This window comes from Rhodoglobus sp. G.S.4, from assembly GCF_056619605.1.
On record NZ_CM152748.1, the window covers coordinates 1,825,369 to 1,840,882 of the forward strand.

Sequence of the window (15,514 nt, forward strand, 5' to 3'; positions counted from 1 at the left end):
TGCATCGACGTCAACATCGTCGACGCTTCGGCGTTGGCAGAAAAGGACGACACAATGAAGAAGCAGACACGCGCTGCATTTGCAATTGGAGCGGCAACGCTCCTCGGTCTGTCGGCTTGCGCCGCAGGCGGAGACGACACCGCGGCAGGTGACGCTCCTGAGAACAAGGATCTCACCATCGCCGTATTCAACGGATGGCCTGAGGGCGAAGCAGTTTCGTTCCTCTGGAAGGCAATCCTTGAAGACAAGGGCTACAACGTAGAGCTGGAATACGCTGACGTTACCCCCATCTTCTCGGGCCTCAGCACTGGCGACTACGACATCGCGCTTGACGGATGGCTTCCAGTCACCCACGCAAGCCTGATGGAAGAGTACGGCGCAACCATCACCGACCTCGGCGCATGGAACACCGAAGCCGGACTGACCGTTGCAGTGAACGAAGATGCACCGATCGACTCGCTCGAAGAGCTCGCAGCTAACGCTGACGCGTTCGGAAACCGCATCGTCGGTATCGAGCCTGGCGCCGGCCTCACCGAGGCAGTCATGACCAAGACCATGCCTACCTATGGTCTCGACGGCATGGAACTTCTGACCTCGTCGACCCCAGCAATGCTTGCTGAACTTCAGGCAGCGCTCGACAACGGCGAGAACATTGCCGTTACACTCTGGCGTCCGCACTGGGCCTACGATGCATTCCCCATCAAGGACCTTGCTGACCCAGAGGGAACTCTCGGAGACGCCGAAGGAATTCACTCCTTCGCACGCGACACCTTGAGCGACGACATGCCAGAAATCACTTCGTGGATCTCTGACTTCAAGATGGACTCCGAGCTGCTCTACTCGCTCGAGAACGTCATGTACAACGAATACGAGGGCAGCGACTACGAGCCCATCGTTGCAGACTGGATCGCAGCGAACCAGGACTACGTAGACGGCCTCACCAGCTAACACTGTGTGAATCTGCGGTGCATTGAGCACTGTGATCTACGAAAAGGGGTCGCCTTCGGGCGGCCCCTTTTTTCGCGACCTATTGTTCCGTGCCATTGCTCCGCCGCTTTGCCCCGCCCCTTGGCTTCGTGCGCGGCTCGCCCGCGCTAGGGTCGAAGGGTGCCAGCAACTGAGAACCCCGTCGTCATCATCGCGCCCGACTCCTTCAAGGGCAGCCTGACCGCAGCGGATGCCGCCGCCGCCCTTGAACGCGGCGTTAGAGAGATGCTTCCCGACACCGCCACGGTGCTCACCTTTCCCATGGCCGACGGCGGAGAAGGCTCCCTCGATGCTGTGCTTTCCGCCTGGCTTCAGCCCGCCCTCACCATCTCAACCGTCGATGCCCTCGGCCGTCAACGCGACGCCCGCTACGGTTTCGATCTCGACGGACATCGCGCCGTCATCGAAGCCGCTCAAGCAAACGGACTCCCCCATGTCGGCGACGTCACGGCCGATCCGCTGCGAGCCGATAGCTACGGAGTCGGCCTCATCGCCGCCAGCGTCATCGAACGAGGTGCCCGCGACATCACCGTCTTTCTCGGTGGCTCTGCCAGCACCGACGGAGGCAGCGGCCTACTGCGCGCCCTCGGAGCGCGCCTCCTCGACGCCGAAGGAAACGAGCTAGCGCCCGGAGGTGGTGCGCTCACCGCACTCAACACGATTGACCTCAGCGGGCTTATCCCCGGCGCACTGGAGACGCAGTGGCACATCGCCGTCGACGTCACCAATCCGCTCACGGGGAGCCGAGGCGCTGCCCACGTTTTTGCTCCACAAAAAGGGGCAACGGCATCCGAAGTTACAGTGTTGGATGCCGGACTCACCCGACTATCGCAGGTGCTGGCCGAACACCCGCTGGTAGCCGACCGCCGCTTTTCCGCCGCCGGAATCGCAGCCCTGCCCGGCATGGGTGCGGCCGGTGGTACTGCGGCGCCACTCGTCGCGCTCTTCTCAGCAGAACTTGTGCGCGGAGCCCAGCTCGTCGCTGACACGACAGGACTCAGCGACGTAATTGGCAGTGCCGACGTGATTATCAGCGGCGAAGGGAAGCTCGATGCGCAGTCGCTGGACGGCAAAGTCGTCGACTACTTGCGCGGCGCCAAGAGTCCAGCATCGTTCCTCGTTGTGGTGGCGGCAATAGTCGATCTCACTCCAGCACAATCGTCAGCAGCAGGAATCAACGTGGCGATGCCGCTGGGCTCAGGCGTCGAAAACCGCAAAGAACTCTTCCAGTACGCCGAACACTTGCTTGAAGCTCGCGGAGCGCACGCGATTGCAGAATGGCTTGACCCGACCGATCTCGACGAAGAATTCCGAGACGATGACGGCGATGACACGGCCGCAAGCCCTAGCTGATCCGGTTAGCTAGCAGGGCGCACGAACGCGGCAGGCTAGCGGCGCTTAGCGAACTGCAGAGGCTCTTCGACGTAACGGGCGAATACTTCACGTTGCTCATCACTGATGCGTTGAGGGCGAGAGGTCGCGGCATCCACGAGCACAAGCGTCGTTGACGCGCGAACAAATAGTTCGCGAGGTTCGATCCCTGCCGGCGTGTGTATTTGATAGCAGACTTCGAGGCTTGCTCCCCCGACGCGACCGATCCACATCTCGATATCAATGGGTTCGCGCATGTACGGAATCGGCAGCAGGTATTCGATCTCCTGCCGCGCGATGAGCGTCATGGTTGGGCCGCTGGGGCGACCGTCAAGAACAGCGGTGAGGGGCGCATCCACTCCCGCAGCTGGCCAGAATGCGTGGATGCGCGCCTCTTCGAGCAGGCGAAACACTTCGGCATTGTTGACGTGTTGGTACGCGTCGACATCTGACCAGCGCAGCGGGAGTGGTACGTGAAGTCTCATCCCTAGTCGCGAGTGAGCTTGCGGTAGGCGCTGCGGTGCGGCTTTGCGGCGTCTGGACCGAGTCGCTCGATCTTGTTCTCTTCGTAGGCGTCGAAGTTTCCTTCGAACCAGTGCCAGTAGCCCGGGTTCGCTTCGGTACCTTCATAGGCGAGGATGTGGGTGGCGATGCGGTCGAGGAACCACCTATCGTGAGTGATCACCACAGCGCAGCCGGGGAACTCAAGAAGGGCGTTTTCGAGGCTCCCGAGAGTCTCAACGTCCAGGTCGTTGGTTGGTTCGTCAAGCAGCAAGAGGTTTCCCCCCTGCTTGAGCGTCAGCGCCAAGTTGAGACGGTTGCGCTCACCACCCGAAAGAACTCCAGCTTTCTTTTGCTGGTCGGGCCCCTTGAAACCGAACTGGGAGACGTAGCCGCGCGACGGGATTTCAGTCTTTCCTACCTGGATGTAGTCCTGGCCGTCTGAGACGACTTCCCACAGTGTCTTGTTGGGATCGATGCCACCACGGCTCTGGTCGACGTAGGAAATGTCGACGGTCTCACCGATCTTCAGGTCTCCGGAGTCGAGGGGTTCGAGCCCAACAATGGTCTTGAAGAGTGTGGTCTTACCGACGCCGTTTGGCCCGATGACTCCAACAATTCCGTTTCGAGGAAGTGTGAAGCTCAATCCGTTGATCAGGATGCGCTCGTCGAAGCCCTTCTTGAGGTTCTTGGCATCGATGACTTGTGCTCCGAGTCGCGGTCCCATGGGGATGACGATCTCCTCGAAGTCCAACTTTCTGGTCTTCTCCGCCTCATTCGCCATTTCTTCATAGCGTGCGAGTCGCGCTTTCGACTTGGTCTGACGGCCCTTGGAGTTCGAGCGCACCCATTCGAGTTCACTCGAGAGTCGCTTGGCGAGCTTGGCGTCTTTCTTGCCCTGCACTTGGAGGCGTTCTTGCTTCTTCTCGAGGTAGGTCGAGTAGTTGCCCTCATAGGGGTAAAGGTGACCGCGGTCGACTTCGGCAATCCATTCGGCGACATGGTCGAGGAAGTACCTATCGTGGGTTACGGCCAGTACGGCACCCGGGTACTTGGAGAGGTGCTGCTCGAGCCAGAGAACGCTTTCTGCATCGAGGTGGTTAGTTGGCTCATCGAGAAGCAGCAGGTCAGGCTTCTGTAGGAGGAGTTTGGTGAGCGCAACGCGGCGCTTCTCTCCACCGGAGAGTTTGTTGACTGGCCAGTCTCCGGGCGGCGTGCGCAGGGCATCCATTGCCTGTTCAAGCTGGGAGTCGAGGTCCCAGGCATCTGCGGCATCGATATCTTCTTGAAGCGAGCCCATTTCGGCCATGAGCGCATCAAAATCGGCATCTGGTTCTGCCATTTCGAGCCCGATGGCAGCGTGGCGATCGACCTTAGCTTTGATGGGGCCAACGCCCTCTTGAACGTTTTCGAGAACGGTTTTGGATTCGTCGAGTTCGGGTTCCTGCATGAGGATTCCGACGCTGTAGCCTGGGCTCAGTCGAGCCTCACCGTTGCTTGGCGTGTCGAGCCCCGCCATGATCTTGAGGATGGTCGACTTACCGGCACCATTGGGCCCGACCACACCAATTTTTGCTCCGGGATAGAACGACATCGTGACGTCGTCGAGAATGAGCTTGTCACCGACCGCTTTTCGCGCGCGCACCATGGAATAAATAAATTCGGCCATGGGACCATTCTACGGAGGCTTCGAGCTCAGTCGAACCCGTTTGGGGTACTACCAGTCGATTGTGCGGGTCTTTCCGACAAGGCAGCCACCGGTACCGAGTAGCGGCTCGATGGATGAGACGAAATTGTTCGGCGTGAACTGACCGAGAAGACACTCACCCTTGATTCGCACCGACACCACGATGGAGTCTGCGGCGATTCCGATTGCGGTGTTGTCTGGAGTGACTTCCATGTCTTGCTTGACGAAGCCGTTAGCACTGAGGTTGTCAACGATGCTGCGGCCGTTGCCGCGGCCGTTTGCGTCGTGATACTCGGTGTTGATGAGGTCGAAGAATTGACGGTTTGCGGCAGCTGACTCACCGGGACGCAAAATGGGGCCAGTGGGTGTTGCTTCTGGCGATGGTGTGCTCAAGGCATCAGCGCTCGGTGTGACATTCGGTGCTGGCGCGGGGGCTGACGCCACGCATCCACTGAGCGTCATTGCCGCCACAAGGGTTAGCGCGATTGCTCCGCCTGTTCGGTGAGCTGGTCGTACGCGCATTGCAATCCTTTCGGTGGCCTTCTGCCTTCAGGGCCGCCTCAAGTCTAGATTGCCTGCGCGCACGATCCACTCAGAACGGGGTGACTGGCTCGAGCTCCCGGTCTTCGGTTTCTTCAGTCTCGGCGCGAGATGACGCTGAGTCGTCTCGCCCCTCTGAGCCTTCTTCTCCTGCCGATGCCGGCTCAAACCGATCGTGAGCCGACGCACTATCGCCACCATGCTGGCCTGCGCCAGCACTGCCAGCACTGCCAGCGTTGGCGATTGTTCTGGAGAACTGAGCGGTGCCCCACATGAGGTCGTGCCCTAGAGAATCAGCCTCAATTTCGATATTGGTTCCGCTCCGGTCCGCATTCTCCCACTCCCGAATGCGCAGCCGCCCTGCGAGAACCACGCGATCTCCTTTGACTACCGACGTTGCGCTGTTGATCGCCAATTGCCGAAAGGCAGTGATGGTGTACCAGTTCGTTTCGCCGTCGATCCATCGCTGATTGCTTCGATCGAACCGGCGCTGAGTCGAGGCAAGGCGAAAGGAAGTGATCGGCAGTCCTTCGCCTGTAACGATGTGGCGAGGCGCCGTTGCTACGAGCCCGGAGACCGTGATGTTGTCTGTCATTTCTGCTCCTCTGTCTGCGTCGCTGCAGCGGTGTGCAGCGACAGTGAATGGAGACAGATGCGGGCCGACACTCGTGCCGGGAAGTCGACCCGACATCCGTCACTCATTAGTGTTCGGCAGCGCAGACATGAGTCACCGCGGGCACAGCGATCTGTGGATGCCGCGCCCGCGGCAACAGTGACTAGGAGAAGTGGGTTGTCTAGTGTTCGCGGAACTCCGGCCACGCGGTGCCAGGCAGCAGATTCGCGTGCAGGGCTGCCTTCGCAGCATCGAGGGTGGGATAAACCCCTCGGAACCCTTCGTCGCTCAATAACTTGAAGGTGAAACCATCAGTGACTCGATGAACTGAGCCGACTGCTCCAGCCTGTGTGAATGCCACCCAGGTTTGTCCGGTCAGAGTGTGATCAGTCATTTCCGAACCTCCTTCGATTAGTGAGGCGACACCAGCGTCGCTCGTTAACGAACCTACGCCGCCCGACTCAGAAGATAAAGACCTTCTTTGTCGAACGGCGCAGCGCCACTCTGCCGCAGCAAAGAGACAAGAGCTCCCACCGAGCCCCTAGCGATCGAACTAGCGGATGTAGCTGGAGAACGAGGAACGAATCTTATTGACCTTGGGCAGCGCTACCGCCATGCAGTAGCCCTGACCGGGGTTCTTCGCAAAGAAATCTTGATGATATTCCTCGGCCTTGTAGTAGGTGTCGAGAGGTTCGATTGTGGTAACGATGCCACCATCCCAGTATTCGGATGCGCGGTCTCGAGCTGCCTCAAAGAGAGCCTTCTGCTCGTCACCGTCATAGAACATCGCGGAACGGTACGACGAACCAACGTCGTTGCCCTGCCGATTGAGTTGACGCGGGTCGTGCAGCGTGAAGTACACGTCGAGAATGACTTCGTCGGGAATGATCTCAGGGTCAAAGGTGACGGCAACCGCTTCAGCGTGCCCAGTGGTCTCAGTGCAGACCAGTTCATAGCTGGGGTTGGGCACAGTGCCACCGGTGTATCCAGAAACTACGTCGGTAACGCCATTGAGGGTGCGGTAGACCGCATCGAGGCACCAGAAACAGCCGCCTGCGAGATGAAATGTGTGCATAAGTTGAGCCTACTTTCTTGGGCTGGATGTCTCATACAACGCTCATCCAACGCTCCGTGTTCCCCCAGTCTCTGGGCATATGCTGAACGTATGCCTTATGACGCCTCTCCCCACCGTTACGACTCCACCGAGTACCACCGCGTAGGCCACAGTGGCCTCAAACTTCCCGCGATCTCTTTAGGATTGTGGAACAATTTCGGTTCTGATCGCCCGCAGGCCACGCAGCGTGCAATTCTGCGCCGCGCGTTTGACCTCGGCATCACCCACTTTGATCTCGCCAATAACTACGGCCCAGAAATTGGTGCAGCAGAACGCAACTTTGGCGAGATCTTTGCTGATGACTTCGTGCCATATCGAGACGAAATGATTGTTTCGACCAAAGCTGGCTACGAGATGGGTGTTGGCCCGTACCAAGACGGTGGGTCGCGCAAGTACCTGCTCTCATCGCTCGACGCGAGTCTTGACCGCATGGGCCTTGAGTATGTCGACATTTATTACCACCACCGCCCCGACTCTGAAACCCCCATCGAAGAAACGATGGGCGCCCTCGCGACCGCGGTCAATTCAGGCAAGGCCCTCTACGTCGGTGTCTCGAACTACAACCCCGAAGAAACGCTGGCTGCCGAAGAAGCGCTCGCGGAATACGGCATCCCGCTGACGATCCACCAGCCGCGCTACAACATGTTCGACCGCCACATCGAAGATGGTCTCTTCCCCGTTCTCGACCAGATCGGCGCGGGAAGCATCGTATTTTCCCCACTTGCGCAGGGACTACTGACCGACCGTTACATGGATGGCAGCATTCCGGATGGTTCGCGTGCTTCCGAGGGTCGCTGGCTTCAGCCTGGCCCGCTCGGCGACACGTACCTCCAGCGCGTCCGTGCCCTCAACGAGATTGCCCAGAACCGTGGACAAAGTCTCGCGCAGCTTGCTCTCACCTGGGTGCTACGTCATCCGCAAGTCACCTCGGCGTTGGTCGGAGCCAGCAGCGTAGCGCAGTTGGAAAACAGCTTCGCGGCCCTTGACGGTGCAGCTCTCTCCGAAGAAGAGCTTGCCGCAATCGAGCCGCTGGCCGTTGATGGAACTACCCTCCGCTAAACGTTCGCTCGCTCCATCCCGCGAAACCGGGGCCGCTCTCATCAGGCGGCCCCGGTTTTCTCCTTAACGCTCTGTGGACAGCTCACCGCCAAATGTCAGTGTTCGAACATATATTCGAACAACACACATTGGCCTCGCTGACCGAAGGAGCAATTATGACCACCCTCGACTTCGCTGAAACTGCGCACTCCATCAAATCGGGCATTGTCACCGTCGAGCTCAACGACGACTTGTGGCGGATTACACGCCCCGACGGAGAAGTGCTCGGCTACGTGCACCGCTGGCAGTCAGCAGCAGGTGCCCGATTCCAGGCCAAGCGGATGCTGCAACGACAGCGTCGATTCTTGCCGCTCGGAGACTTCTGGTCGATTGATGACGCCCTCGATATCTTTCGATTTTGATGTGACGCGCCTGTCGCTATGCGCCCTCGCTCACTAGCGGGGTTACAGTTCCAACATGATTCTTCAGTGGTGGAACGACCTCGTTGACTGGTTCAACTCCGATCAGGGAACAGCCTTCGTCACCGGCGCCCTCGTGCCCTTCCTCGCGATCATCGTCGGAGGAATAATCGTTGGCCTAATCGCCCGCTCGTCTCTGCGTCGGCTCATCGGTCAGCAAGATCGCCAGGCCAAAGCTGCCGCCGTCGCAGCCCTCATTTCTTCGGGCCGCCGCGCTGCAACCTGGAGCACGCTCTCTGCTGGCGAAAAAGAGCACGTCGACCACCAATCAAGCGAAGCCGAAGTGCGCGTGCGCCTTCTTCCGCTCAAAGGTTCCAATATTGCCGCCGACTGGGCAGCACACAAACTCGCCACAATGAAGAAGAACTCCGTCAACTACAGCTTCCAAGCGGAACAAGACCTCGCGGAACTTCAAGAAGGCCTCCTCGACTGGCAAGCACGCCCGGGCCGCGCCAAAAAGCTATTCGCTCAAGACCTCGCAAGCTGGAAGTACGAGACGGGCGAAGCCGAAGACGAACTGGTCGTGAAGCAGCAAGAGTGGGCGTCACGTCAGGCCGCCGAGGAAGCCTCCCAGAGCAACACGACTGCTGCGGCAAGTGGTTCTACCGCCACTGCTGCAGGCAGCGCCCCGTCAAGCAGTGGCCACACTGCACCTACGACTGTCGTGACGCCCGACCGCAAGTAATTTATCGGTCCTAGTCGCCAGGTCCGTCGACTGCAACGACCCGCGCAGACCAAGGACAGAATCGGTCCGAGGTGATGATTTCGTCTTCGACATACTGCGGGATTCCGTCGCACACTTCGATTGTGACGTTCGCGAATTCAAGTGCTGCCGGATCGATGTGCCACGACCATGGCTCATTGACCGCCGAATCGCCACGAACAACGACGCCATTGGGAATGGCGGCCAGGCTCTCCCCCGCAAGCAACGCCTTCGCGTGCTCAATCAGCTCGGGAGTAGCAAGTTCAATCTTGTATTGCTCACCACCAGCAACCTCAAAAGTTGCGACAGTCGGCTGAGGGCCTCCCCCACAACCAGAAACACCCGCAATTGAGCCGGCGAGCACTAACGCCACTAGAGCTCTGCGTTTCACTGGGACTGCCACAGTTCAGCCTTGGGCGTTTCTGGCGTCGTAATCGACTTTGGCAATGTCGTAGCTGCGCACAAGCAACTCCTCAAGAACCGTCAGATCGATATCGGAAAGCTTCTTCACATAGAGGCAGCCGACCGCAAGTTCGTGGGTTCCTAGACGTTCAAGCAATTCCGGGAACTCCCGAAAGTTTCGCGCCGTGTACAGCGAAATCTTTGCTTTACGGGGCGAAAACCCGATAGTCGCAGTGTCGCCCTCTCGACCAGTGGCATAACGATAGTGACTTGACCCGAAACCGATGATCGACGGGCCCCACATCACGGCATCCTGTCCAGAAGCACGTTCAAAGATCTGCAACAGAGACTCTGCTTCAAGACGACGACGATCAGAATCGACGGAAGCGATGAAATCGGCAACGCTAGCCGCAGTTGCATTCGTCTTATTGGGTTGGTGCGTCATCGTCAGCCCCTCTATTCGAGTGCCCTCGGCAGGATTCGAACCTGCGACCAAGAGATTACAAGGCCCTTGTTTCGCACGCTCCGATCATACGGAAAACTCGGCCCACAAACCGGACAGGCAATACGGCCCCGCGGAACCGCCGCTAAAGCGTCTTCAAGTCTGCCAAAACATCACCCACCACATCAGTCCCACTACTGGGCAATAGCCCCACCCGCCACAGCCTTCTAGGCTCGCCAGACACTCATTGACGAGTTCCCGAAAGGTAACAATGACCACCGAAGAAATCACCAACTACTGGGCCGCATCAATGCGAGCACAACACTGCACCGAACGCACCATCAAAGAACGCCGCATCTTCATCCGCTCCATGCTGCGCCACACCGAACAAAAATCACCACTAACCGTCACCAAACAACAACTCGTCATGTTCCTCGGACGCCCCCACCTCACCGGAAAAACAAAACAAAACTACCGATCCGCACTCCACACCTTCTTCACCTGGCTACAAGACGAAGAACTCCGCCTCGACAACCCCGCCGCCAGACTCCCCAAACCACGAGTCGAACCAACCGAACCCAACCCCGTCACCACCGAAGACATCCAGACCGTGCTCAATTCCGGAATCTACGGACACACAATCATGAAAGTACTGCTCTACTCCTACCAAGGACTCAGAGCCTCAGAAATCGCCGCCGTATCCGGCGCCAACATCAACTGGACCGAAGGCACAATCCTCGTAGCCGAAGCCAAAGGCCGCAAAATCGTCACACGCCCACTCCACTCAATAATCCTCGACTACGCCACAACAGCCAACTACTCCCGCACCGACTACTGGTTCCCCTCCCACAGTGAACACGTCACCGGAAAATCCGTATCCAACACACTCTGCACCGCATTCAAACGCGCCGGCATCCAACACCGCGCCCACCACATGCGCGCCTGGCACGGAACCACCCTCCTCGAAATAGGCGCCGACAGCCTCGATGTACAACACTCCCTCCGCCACTCAGACGGACAATCAATGAAGGCCTACATCCGACCCTCACAACGCCGCATCCGCACAGCAATGGAACAACTCCCCCGCGTATCCGTCCCCACCGGCCCACGCAACCGATCAGCCAAACGCGAAACCCGCACCAAAGGGCAATCAGGTAACCTAGTCACCGCGCCATAAGCGCCCCGCCCCCGTAGCTCAGTGGATAGAGCAACAGCCTTCTAATCTGTCGGTCGCGCGTTCGAGTCGCGCCGGGGGCACCTAACGCAAAAAACTCGCGCCCGCTCTAAAGATCGAAGCACAAGAATATGCCCCCAGTTCGGGGGTACGATTCGCGGTACTCCCGCGATAGCAAGCTAGTATCAAAGCCACACCCAACCACCGATCAGCCTTCGGGAGTATCTTGGCAAAGAGGCCGCGGCACACCGATAAGCACATCGAAGAAGTCATGAAAGCCTGCGAATCCCAAGGTTGGGTATTCGCAAAAGGTAAAAAGTACTTCAAAGGAAAATGTCCATGCGGCAGCCACACAAAAACGGTGCACCTGACACCAAACAGTTCCTACCACGGGAACCTCAAACGTTATTTGGAACGCCTAGAATGCTGGACAAAGGGGAGGTAACGCAATGATCAACTTCTACATGGAGCTCGAAGTTCAGAGCGTAGAGGTGTCCTCAGAAGAATTTGACAAGGTATTTGACGAAGTCGCAGATGCGCTCCACGAGTGCACGGGCATAGAAAATGCCGACCTCGCAAGTGATTCTTCGACACAAATCCTGACATTCTCAATGGATGTATCGGGCGCCGACGAAATCGCCGCATTCACGACCGGACTCTCCGCTGTACGGACCGCGCTGCACTCATCAGGTGGATCAACGGCCGGTTGGGAAAAGCACTTCTCGATCTTCCGCCAAATGATCGAGAAAGAGTCAAAAGTAAAAAGCTCAGGACTCATAGACGCCTAGAGCCCGCATCGAAGCCCCGGTCAGCTCGCGATAGCGACCGGGGCGTCTTTATGCGTGCGCATCTGGCAACAACCCGGCTTTACCTCCACGTCGGACTAGACGAAGTTCGAACGGCAGCCGCAGGCACATCAATGCTCCCCGTCGTTCCCACCGCACTTCCCAACGTTTGAGAACGCCGCCGCTTGACGCACGAAGGCAACTGCGAACCCTGAATCCCGGCGGGCGCCAGCGTAGAATCCACAAATGGACGACCAACCCCACAACTGCGACGCCTGCCTCACACCACTCCAAATCGCAGGCACCGAGAAACACCCCTACTGGTGGTGCCCCAACTGCCGCGTCGCGAAGCTGAACTGACTCGCATTTCTCAAGCCATCGAAACGGTGACAGCCAGGAGCTCAAAGTAAAGCCTTGGCACCAAGGACACAGCCCTGCTTTGATCTCGTCCAAAACGGTGGCATAGTTACGCTCATGTCTGAGCGTCGATCACGTTGCACCATCGAGACTGAGACGCCGCACGAGTGGGTCGATTACCTGGACCACGATCACGCGGCGATGAAGGAACTTGCTGAATGGCTAGCGTCGCTTGCTAAGTTCAATAGGGATCACTTCTTCGGCGAGTTCGACGGCCTCAAAGAAGCTGCGGCTGATGGAAAGATCATCCATGGTCAGCCTGAAACTGTCACCCGGATTAAGCCCCTCCGGAAGCGCCCCGAGATGTGGGAACTACGGTGGACTTTCCTCAGTAAGCAAATAAGGCAGTACCACGGCGAACCCGCAAACGAGCCATCGCTCTTGGTGGCGCTTCACCTTCACATGAAACCCGGCCGCCGAATAACAGCAGCAGTCTCAAAAGCAATCCAAGATCGGCAAATTGCGTTCGCCGGCAAGAGATACCTTTCGGGTGCCGCAAATAAGTGGAAACAAGTCGAATCTGAATGACTCACACGAAACAACCTGCAAGTTGTGTATAGTCTACCCTCATGGCTAGTTTCAGAAAATTACTAAACGATGCGCGCCAAACGCCCGAGTACGCTCGCTCAAAGCAGCTTCTCCACAATGACATTAACTTCATCCGCCTTCTCGTTTCGTTCCGAAAGCGAGCCAAGATGGAACAGGCCGATGTCGCGCGCCGCATCGGAATCTCCCAACAAGCAGTTTCCAAAATGGAGCGCATCGACGGAGACCCAAAGCTCTCAACTATCCGCCAGTATGCAAACGCAATTGGCGTGATAGTCGAGCACACAGCTTTCCCCGATGACGGAACGAAGTACTCCGCTCACAGCTCACTCATCCACACCGGAGATATCCCGCCGATGATCACAGTCATGAGAGTTCCCCGTGCTTCTTCTTACGCACCAGGCGTGGTCAACTCCAAGCGCACTGACTTTGCACTCGGAGCATGAGCGAGACTAAGGCGCTCCGCCACATCTCCGACATTTCTGACCTGATGGAGATCGTCGCGCTTTCTGAGATTCGTCCATTTGAACTCTCGGCTCGAGTTAGCGGACCACCTTCAGAAGAACAGAACGATCCAAAGCTCGAGATGGAATACTCAGAGCACGTAACCCAGGACGAGATTCATACTCGGTTTAGGTTCGTGGTTACGACGGATGATGCGAACTATCAAGCTGATATCGCTTCCATCTTCAACCTAGAGGTTCCCTGCACGATCGACCGCCTGGTGCTAAACGACTTCGCTGAGCGGGTCGGCTTCATGGCAGCGTTCCCGTACTTGCGTGAGTCGCTAACAACGAGCGCGGCGAGGCTAGGTCGAAAGGCACCCCTTATTGGCCTGATGCGGCCAGGTGACTTGAAGATAGAAATGCCTGAGTAATCAAGATTCATCGCCCACGATGCAAAAGAAGCCCCGCGCCTCACTCCGAAGAGTGAAGCGCGGGGCTTTCAGTTTTTCCAGCTACTGGCGACAACCACCAGACGGGTTCAATACTCAGAACCCTTGGCCTGCGACGTATTGGCCAAGGCCAACGCGCCAATCGGAATCGCAAGATACGCGACAACAGCCTGCGCACCCGAAACCTGCTCAGGCAACGGAAGCTCGACACCGAGGAAGTACGCAGCAGCACCCCCCACAATCAAGGCGCCAACAGCATACGTACCATACACAATCTTGCGAACCTTGGAACTCGTGATAACAGCCCCAAGATCAGGCGATGCATTACTCATATTCATACCCTCTTTCATCGGTACACGCCTGCCGGCCATTCAGCAGGCGGCGGTTCTTTCTGGTTATAAATGTCGGAACGAAGCTGATGTGCATAATCGCGAAGGATGTCCCGCTCAACCGTGATCTCAACGTTGCGATCCTCAAGCTTCTGCATCCTGCGATCCTGCTCAGTCGCACGCTCATTGTTCTCAACCCGGTACTGCGCGAGTTCCTCCTGCAGCTGATCAATCAGTACGTTCTCAGCCGATCGATTCGCCGCCATTGACGCCGTCTCATTCGCCCGCTTCGCAACGCGGTTCGTCATAGCCGAGCCGACGATCCCGCCACCCACAAGCAAGACAGTGCCGAGAAGAGTCCCGACAACAGGTAGCCACTCAGGCATATTCGGCCCCCTCCGGGCTCGGAGGGTTAATTCGCGAGACGTTGTGCCGCGTCGTCATTCACTGCTTTGGGAAGTGCCTCAAAATTGTCAAGTAACCCAGCTTCCACGTTCGCCGCAATCTCTTTGGAGTCGATTTTGGCGGTGATCGATTCGATATTCACGGAAGAAGATTCCCTAACCTGCTTGAGCGCTCGTTTGAGTGCGATTGCGTGAGATTCCGTGATGGGGGCGAAACTGCCAGTTGCGAAAGTGCCAGCAACCGGACCGTTGTATTCACCATTTGCTGCGGTTCCGTTGCTGTACTCGTGTTCAAAACCCGAATCGGTATTGCAGATCAGGACAACAACCTTTTTATCGGCTCTGGTGTAAAAGAACCCACTGTTTCTTGGCATATCTTCTTCCTCTTCTTCGTCGAGAATTGTTGTTCCGCTGTCACCAGCAGGGGACGCACCAACCAACGCTTTGATGTAGGTCAGGGGATTTACACGGGAATCGCGCCGCCCGCGCAGCCACACCTCAGTGTGATTGTGGACACCAAACGCTTTGCCAGTGTCTGACTGGATGCCCAAGCGCTGCGCCTCGGTCACGAGATCGCCAACCTTGACGAGCACACGATCCGCGTTGTGATAGTAAACAACCACGTCGCCATTCTTGAACCTGTACCAGATCTCACGACCGCCACCCCCGTAGGTGTTCCAGCCGATGTAAATGACCTCGGCGTCGTCAATGGCGCAGTTGTATTTGTAACCGTAGGAGTCAAGCCCCCAGTGGGTGCTGTCAGGAACCCCGTCATACTCTTTCCAGAGTGACGAGAACTTAGGCGGTGTGCGTAAACCGTTCGGCCAGACTGCCACTAGCTACCACCACACATCGGTCGTCTAGTCATGGTTGCTCCTTTAACTACGAAAGCCCCACACAAGTGCAGGGCAAAACAACGGTCCAAACCACAGGCGGTTACTCAACCGGCATCATGACGGCACTGGCACAACGTCAGCGATGAACTGACCACAAGGCCCGCACATTACGTTCGGGTTGGACTCAGTCGCCCATACCCGAATGACATACCCCAGATTCCCGCACCCCTCGGTGTGACACTCGATGTCGT

The 15,514-nt window shown here is 57.6% G+C and carries 21 protein-coding genes and 1 tRNA gene; 11 read left to right on the forward strand and 11 right to left on the reverse strand.

Translation table 11 applies throughout. The annotated features are described in order from the left end of the window. Positions 1 to 54 precede the first annotated feature (54 nt). Positions 55 to 948, forward strand: a complete 894-nt coding sequence (locus AC061P_RS08825; protein ID WP_449647003.1) for a glycine betaine ABC transporter substrate-binding protein — start codon at positions 55 to 57, stop codon at positions 946 to 948. 159 nt (positions 949 to 1,107) lie between these two features. After that, on the forward strand, positions 1,108 to 2,340 hold the full coding sequence (locus AC061P_RS08830) for a glycerate kinase (protein WP_480390964.1): 1,233 nt from the start codon (positions 1,108 to 1,110) through the stop codon (positions 2,338 to 2,340). A gap of 35 nt (positions 2,341 to 2,375) precedes the next feature. Here the strand turns inward: AC061P_RS08830 and AC061P_RS08835 are convergent, their stop codons facing one another. The 6 genes from AC061P_RS08835 to msrA form a co-directional block, all read right to left on the reverse strand. Beyond that, positions 2,376 to 2,843, reverse strand: coding sequence for an acyl-CoA thioesterase (locus tag AC061P_RS08835; RefSeq protein ID WP_480390965.1), 468 nt, complete (start codon positions 2,841 to 2,843; stop codon positions 2,376 to 2,378). 2 nt (positions 2,844 to 2,845) lie between these two features. After that, complete coding sequence (ettA, locus tag AC061P_RS08840) at positions 2,846 to 4,528, reverse strand: energy-dependent translational throttle protein EttA (protein WP_449647006.1); 1,683 nt, start codon at positions 4,526 to 4,528, stop codon at positions 2,846 to 2,848. Between the two features lie 48 nt (positions 4,529 to 4,576). Continuing rightward, positions 4,577 to 5,068, reverse strand: a complete 492-nt coding sequence (locus AC061P_RS08845; protein ID WP_480390966.1) for a DUF6993 domain-containing protein — start codon at positions 5,066 to 5,068, stop codon at positions 4,577 to 4,579. Between the two features lie 70 nt (positions 5,069 to 5,138). Then, positions 5,139 to 5,681, reverse strand: coding sequence for a single-stranded DNA-binding protein (locus tag AC061P_RS08850; protein WP_480390967.1), 543 nt, complete (start codon positions 5,679 to 5,681; stop codon positions 5,139 to 5,141). 199 nt (positions 5,682 to 5,880) lie between these two features. Beyond that, positions 5,881 to 6,093, reverse strand: a complete 213-nt coding sequence (locus tag AC061P_RS08855) for a methyltransferase (RefSeq protein WP_449647009.1) — start codon at positions 6,091 to 6,093, stop codon at positions 5,881 to 5,883. Between the two features lie 159 nt (positions 6,094 to 6,252). After that, on the reverse strand, positions 6,253 to 6,774 hold the full coding sequence (gene msrA / locus AC061P_RS08860; RefSeq protein ID WP_480390968.1) for a peptide-methionine (S)-S-oxide reductase MsrA: 522 nt from the start codon (positions 6,772 to 6,774) through the stop codon (positions 6,253 to 6,255). A gap of 90 nt (positions 6,775 to 6,864) precedes the next feature. On the opposite strand from msrA, the gene AC061P_RS08865 reads away from it, so the two are divergent. The 3 genes from AC061P_RS08865 to AC061P_RS08875 all read left to right on the forward strand — a co-directional run bounded on the left by AC061P_RS08865 (position 6,865) and on the right by AC061P_RS08875 (position 9,015). Next, the gene (locus tag AC061P_RS08865; protein WP_480390969.1) at positions 6,865 to 7,872 is read left to right on the forward strand and encodes an aldo/keto reductase; all 1,008 of its coding nucleotides are present in this window, start codon (positions 6,865 to 6,867) and stop codon (positions 7,870 to 7,872) included. 155 nt (positions 7,873 to 8,027) lie between these two features. Next, entirely contained in the window at positions 8,028 to 8,273 is a 246-nt protein-coding gene (locus AC061P_RS08870; protein WP_449647012.1) for a hypothetical protein, read from the forward strand. A gap of 55 nt (positions 8,274 to 8,328) precedes the next feature. Further along, a complete protein-coding gene (locus AC061P_RS08875; RefSeq protein WP_480390970.1) occupies positions 8,329 to 9,015 on the forward strand; it encodes a hypothetical protein in 687 nt (228 codons plus the stop codon). Positions 9,016 to 9,025: 10 nt separating this feature from the next. Here AC061P_RS08875 and AC061P_RS08880 read toward each other — a convergent pair whose 3' ends face one another. After that, positions 9,026 to 9,424, reverse strand: coding sequence for a BP74-related protein (locus AC061P_RS08880; protein WP_480390971.1), 399 nt, complete (start codon positions 9,422 to 9,424; stop codon positions 9,026 to 9,028). Between the two features lie 15 nt (positions 9,425 to 9,439). Further along, positions 9,440 to 9,880, reverse strand: a complete 441-nt coding sequence (locus AC061P_RS08885) for a DUF1801 domain-containing protein (protein WP_480390972.1) — start codon at positions 9,878 to 9,880, stop codon at positions 9,440 to 9,442. A gap of 268 nt (positions 9,881 to 10,148) precedes the next feature. Between AC061P_RS08885 and AC061P_RS08890 the strand changes: the two genes are divergently transcribed. From AC061P_RS08890 to AC061P_RS08915, 6 genes are all read left to right on the forward strand, one after another. Continuing rightward, positions 10,149 to 11,054 carry a tyrosine-type recombinase/integrase gene (locus tag AC061P_RS08890; protein ID WP_480390973.1) on the forward strand — a complete coding sequence of 302 codons (906 nt, stop codon included), beginning with the start codon at positions 10,149 to 10,151 and terminating at the stop codon, positions 11,052 to 11,054. A gap of 7 nt (positions 11,055 to 11,061) precedes the next feature. Beyond that, positions 11,062 to 11,134 (forward strand) — tRNA-Arg (locus AC061P_RS08895). Between the two features lie 366 nt (positions 11,135 to 11,500). Then, positions 11,501 to 11,839: a hypothetical protein gene (locus AC061P_RS08900; RefSeq protein ID WP_480390974.1), complete on the forward strand. Its 339-nt coding sequence runs from the start codon at positions 11,501 to 11,503 to the stop codon at positions 11,837 to 11,839. 471 nt (positions 11,840 to 12,310) lie between these two features. Beyond that, a complete protein-coding gene (locus AC061P_RS08905) occupies positions 12,311 to 12,781 on the forward strand; it encodes a hypothetical protein (RefSeq protein WP_480390975.1) in 471 nt (156 codons plus the stop codon). 41 nt (positions 12,782 to 12,822) lie between these two features. Continuing rightward, positions 12,823 to 13,245: a helix-turn-helix domain-containing protein gene (locus AC061P_RS08910; protein WP_480390976.1), complete on the forward strand. Its 423-nt coding sequence runs from the start codon at positions 12,823 to 12,825 to the stop codon at positions 13,243 to 13,245. Further along, positions 13,242 to 13,676 (forward strand): hypothetical protein, encoded by a 435-nt coding sequence (locus tag AC061P_RS08915; protein WP_480390977.1) that lies wholly within the window; start codon positions 13,242 to 13,244, stop codon positions 13,674 to 13,676. Before AC061P_RS08910 ends, AC061P_RS08915 begins: the two co-directional genes overlap by 4 nt. A 107-nt stretch (positions 13,677 to 13,783) precedes the next feature. On the opposite strand, the gene AC061P_RS08920 is transcribed toward AC061P_RS08915, so the two are convergent. Genes AC061P_RS08920 through AC061P_RS08930 form a run of 3 tightly spaced genes read right to left on the reverse strand, consistent with a single transcriptional unit; the run spans position 13,784 to position 15,263 of the window. After that, the gene (locus tag AC061P_RS08920) at positions 13,784 to 14,026 is read right to left on the reverse strand and encodes a hypothetical protein (protein ID WP_480390978.1); all 243 of its coding nucleotides are present in this window, start codon (positions 14,024 to 14,026) and stop codon (positions 13,784 to 13,786) included. Positions 14,027 to 14,040: 14 nt separating this feature from the next. Next, the gene (locus tag AC061P_RS08925; protein ID WP_480390979.1) at positions 14,041 to 14,409 is read right to left on the reverse strand and encodes a hypothetical protein; all 369 of its coding nucleotides are present in this window, start codon (positions 14,407 to 14,409) and stop codon (positions 14,041 to 14,043) included. Positions 14,410 to 14,435: 26 nt separating this feature from the next. Further along, a complete protein-coding gene (locus tag AC061P_RS08930; protein WP_480390980.1) occupies positions 14,436 to 15,263 on the reverse strand; it encodes a M23 family metallopeptidase in 828 nt (275 codons plus the stop codon). Between the last annotated feature and the right edge of the window lie 251 nt (positions 15,264 to 15,514).

Coding starts and splice junctions, on each gene's coding strand:
- AC061P_RS08825 (WP_449647003.1), top strand. CDS start 55: ATGAAGAAGCAGACACGCGCTGCATTTGCAATTGGAGCGGCAACGCTC.
- AC061P_RS08835 (WP_480390965.1), bottom strand. CDS start 2,843: ATGAGACTTCACGTACCACTCCCGCTGCGCTGGTCAGATGTCGACGCG.
- ettA (WP_449647006.1), bottom strand. CDS start 4,528: ATGGCCGAATTTATTTATTCCATGGTGCGCGCGCGAAAAGCGGTCGGT.
- AC061P_RS08845 (WP_480390966.1), bottom strand. CDS start 5,068: ATGCGCGTACGACCAGCTCACCGAACAGGCGGAGCAATCGCGCTAACC.
- AC061P_RS08850 (WP_480390967.1), bottom strand. CDS start 5,681: ATGACAGACAACATCACGGTCTCCGGGCTCGTAGCAACGGCGCCTCGC.
- AC061P_RS08855 (WP_449647009.1), bottom strand. CDS start 6,093: ATGACTGATCACACTCTGACCGGACAAACCTGGGTGGCATTCACACAG.
- msrA (WP_480390968.1), bottom strand. CDS start 6,774: ATGCACACATTTCATCTCGCAGGCGGCTGTTTCTGGTGCCTCGATGCG.
- AC061P_RS08865 (WP_480390969.1), top strand. CDS start 6,865: ATGCCTTATGACGCCTCTCCCCACCGTTACGACTCCACCGAGTACCAC.
- AC061P_RS08870 (WP_449647012.1), top strand. CDS start 8,028: ATGACCACCCTCGACTTCGCTGAAACTGCGCACTCCATCAAATCGGGC.
- AC061P_RS08875 (WP_480390970.1), top strand. CDS start 8,329: ATGATTCTTCAGTGGTGGAACGACCTCGTTGACTGGTTCAACTCCGAT.
- AC061P_RS08885 (WP_480390972.1), bottom strand. CDS start 9,880: ATGACGCACCAACCCAATAAGACGAATGCAACTGCGGCTAGCGTTGCC.
- AC061P_RS08890 (WP_480390973.1), top strand. CDS start 10,149: ATGACCACCGAAGAAATCACCAACTACTGGGCCGCATCAATGCGAGCA.
- AC061P_RS08900 (WP_480390974.1), top strand. CDS start 11,501: ATGATCAACTTCTACATGGAGCTCGAAGTTCAGAGCGTAGAGGTGTCC.
- AC061P_RS08905 (WP_480390975.1), top strand. CDS start 12,311: ATGTCTGAGCGTCGATCACGTTGCACCATCGAGACTGAGACGCCGCAC.
- AC061P_RS08910 (WP_480390976.1), top strand. CDS start 12,823: ATGGCTAGTTTCAGAAAATTACTAAACGATGCGCGCCAAACGCCCGAG.
- AC061P_RS08915 (WP_480390977.1), top strand. CDS start 13,242: ATGAGCGAGACTAAGGCGCTCCGCCACATCTCCGACATTTCTGACCTG.
- AC061P_RS08920 (WP_480390978.1), bottom strand. CDS start 14,026: ATGAGTAATGCATCGCCTGATCTTGGGGCTGTTATCACGAGTTCCAAG.
- AC061P_RS08925 (WP_480390979.1), bottom strand. CDS start 14,409: ATGCCTGAGTGGCTACCTGTTGTCGGGACTCTTCTCGGCACTGTCTTG.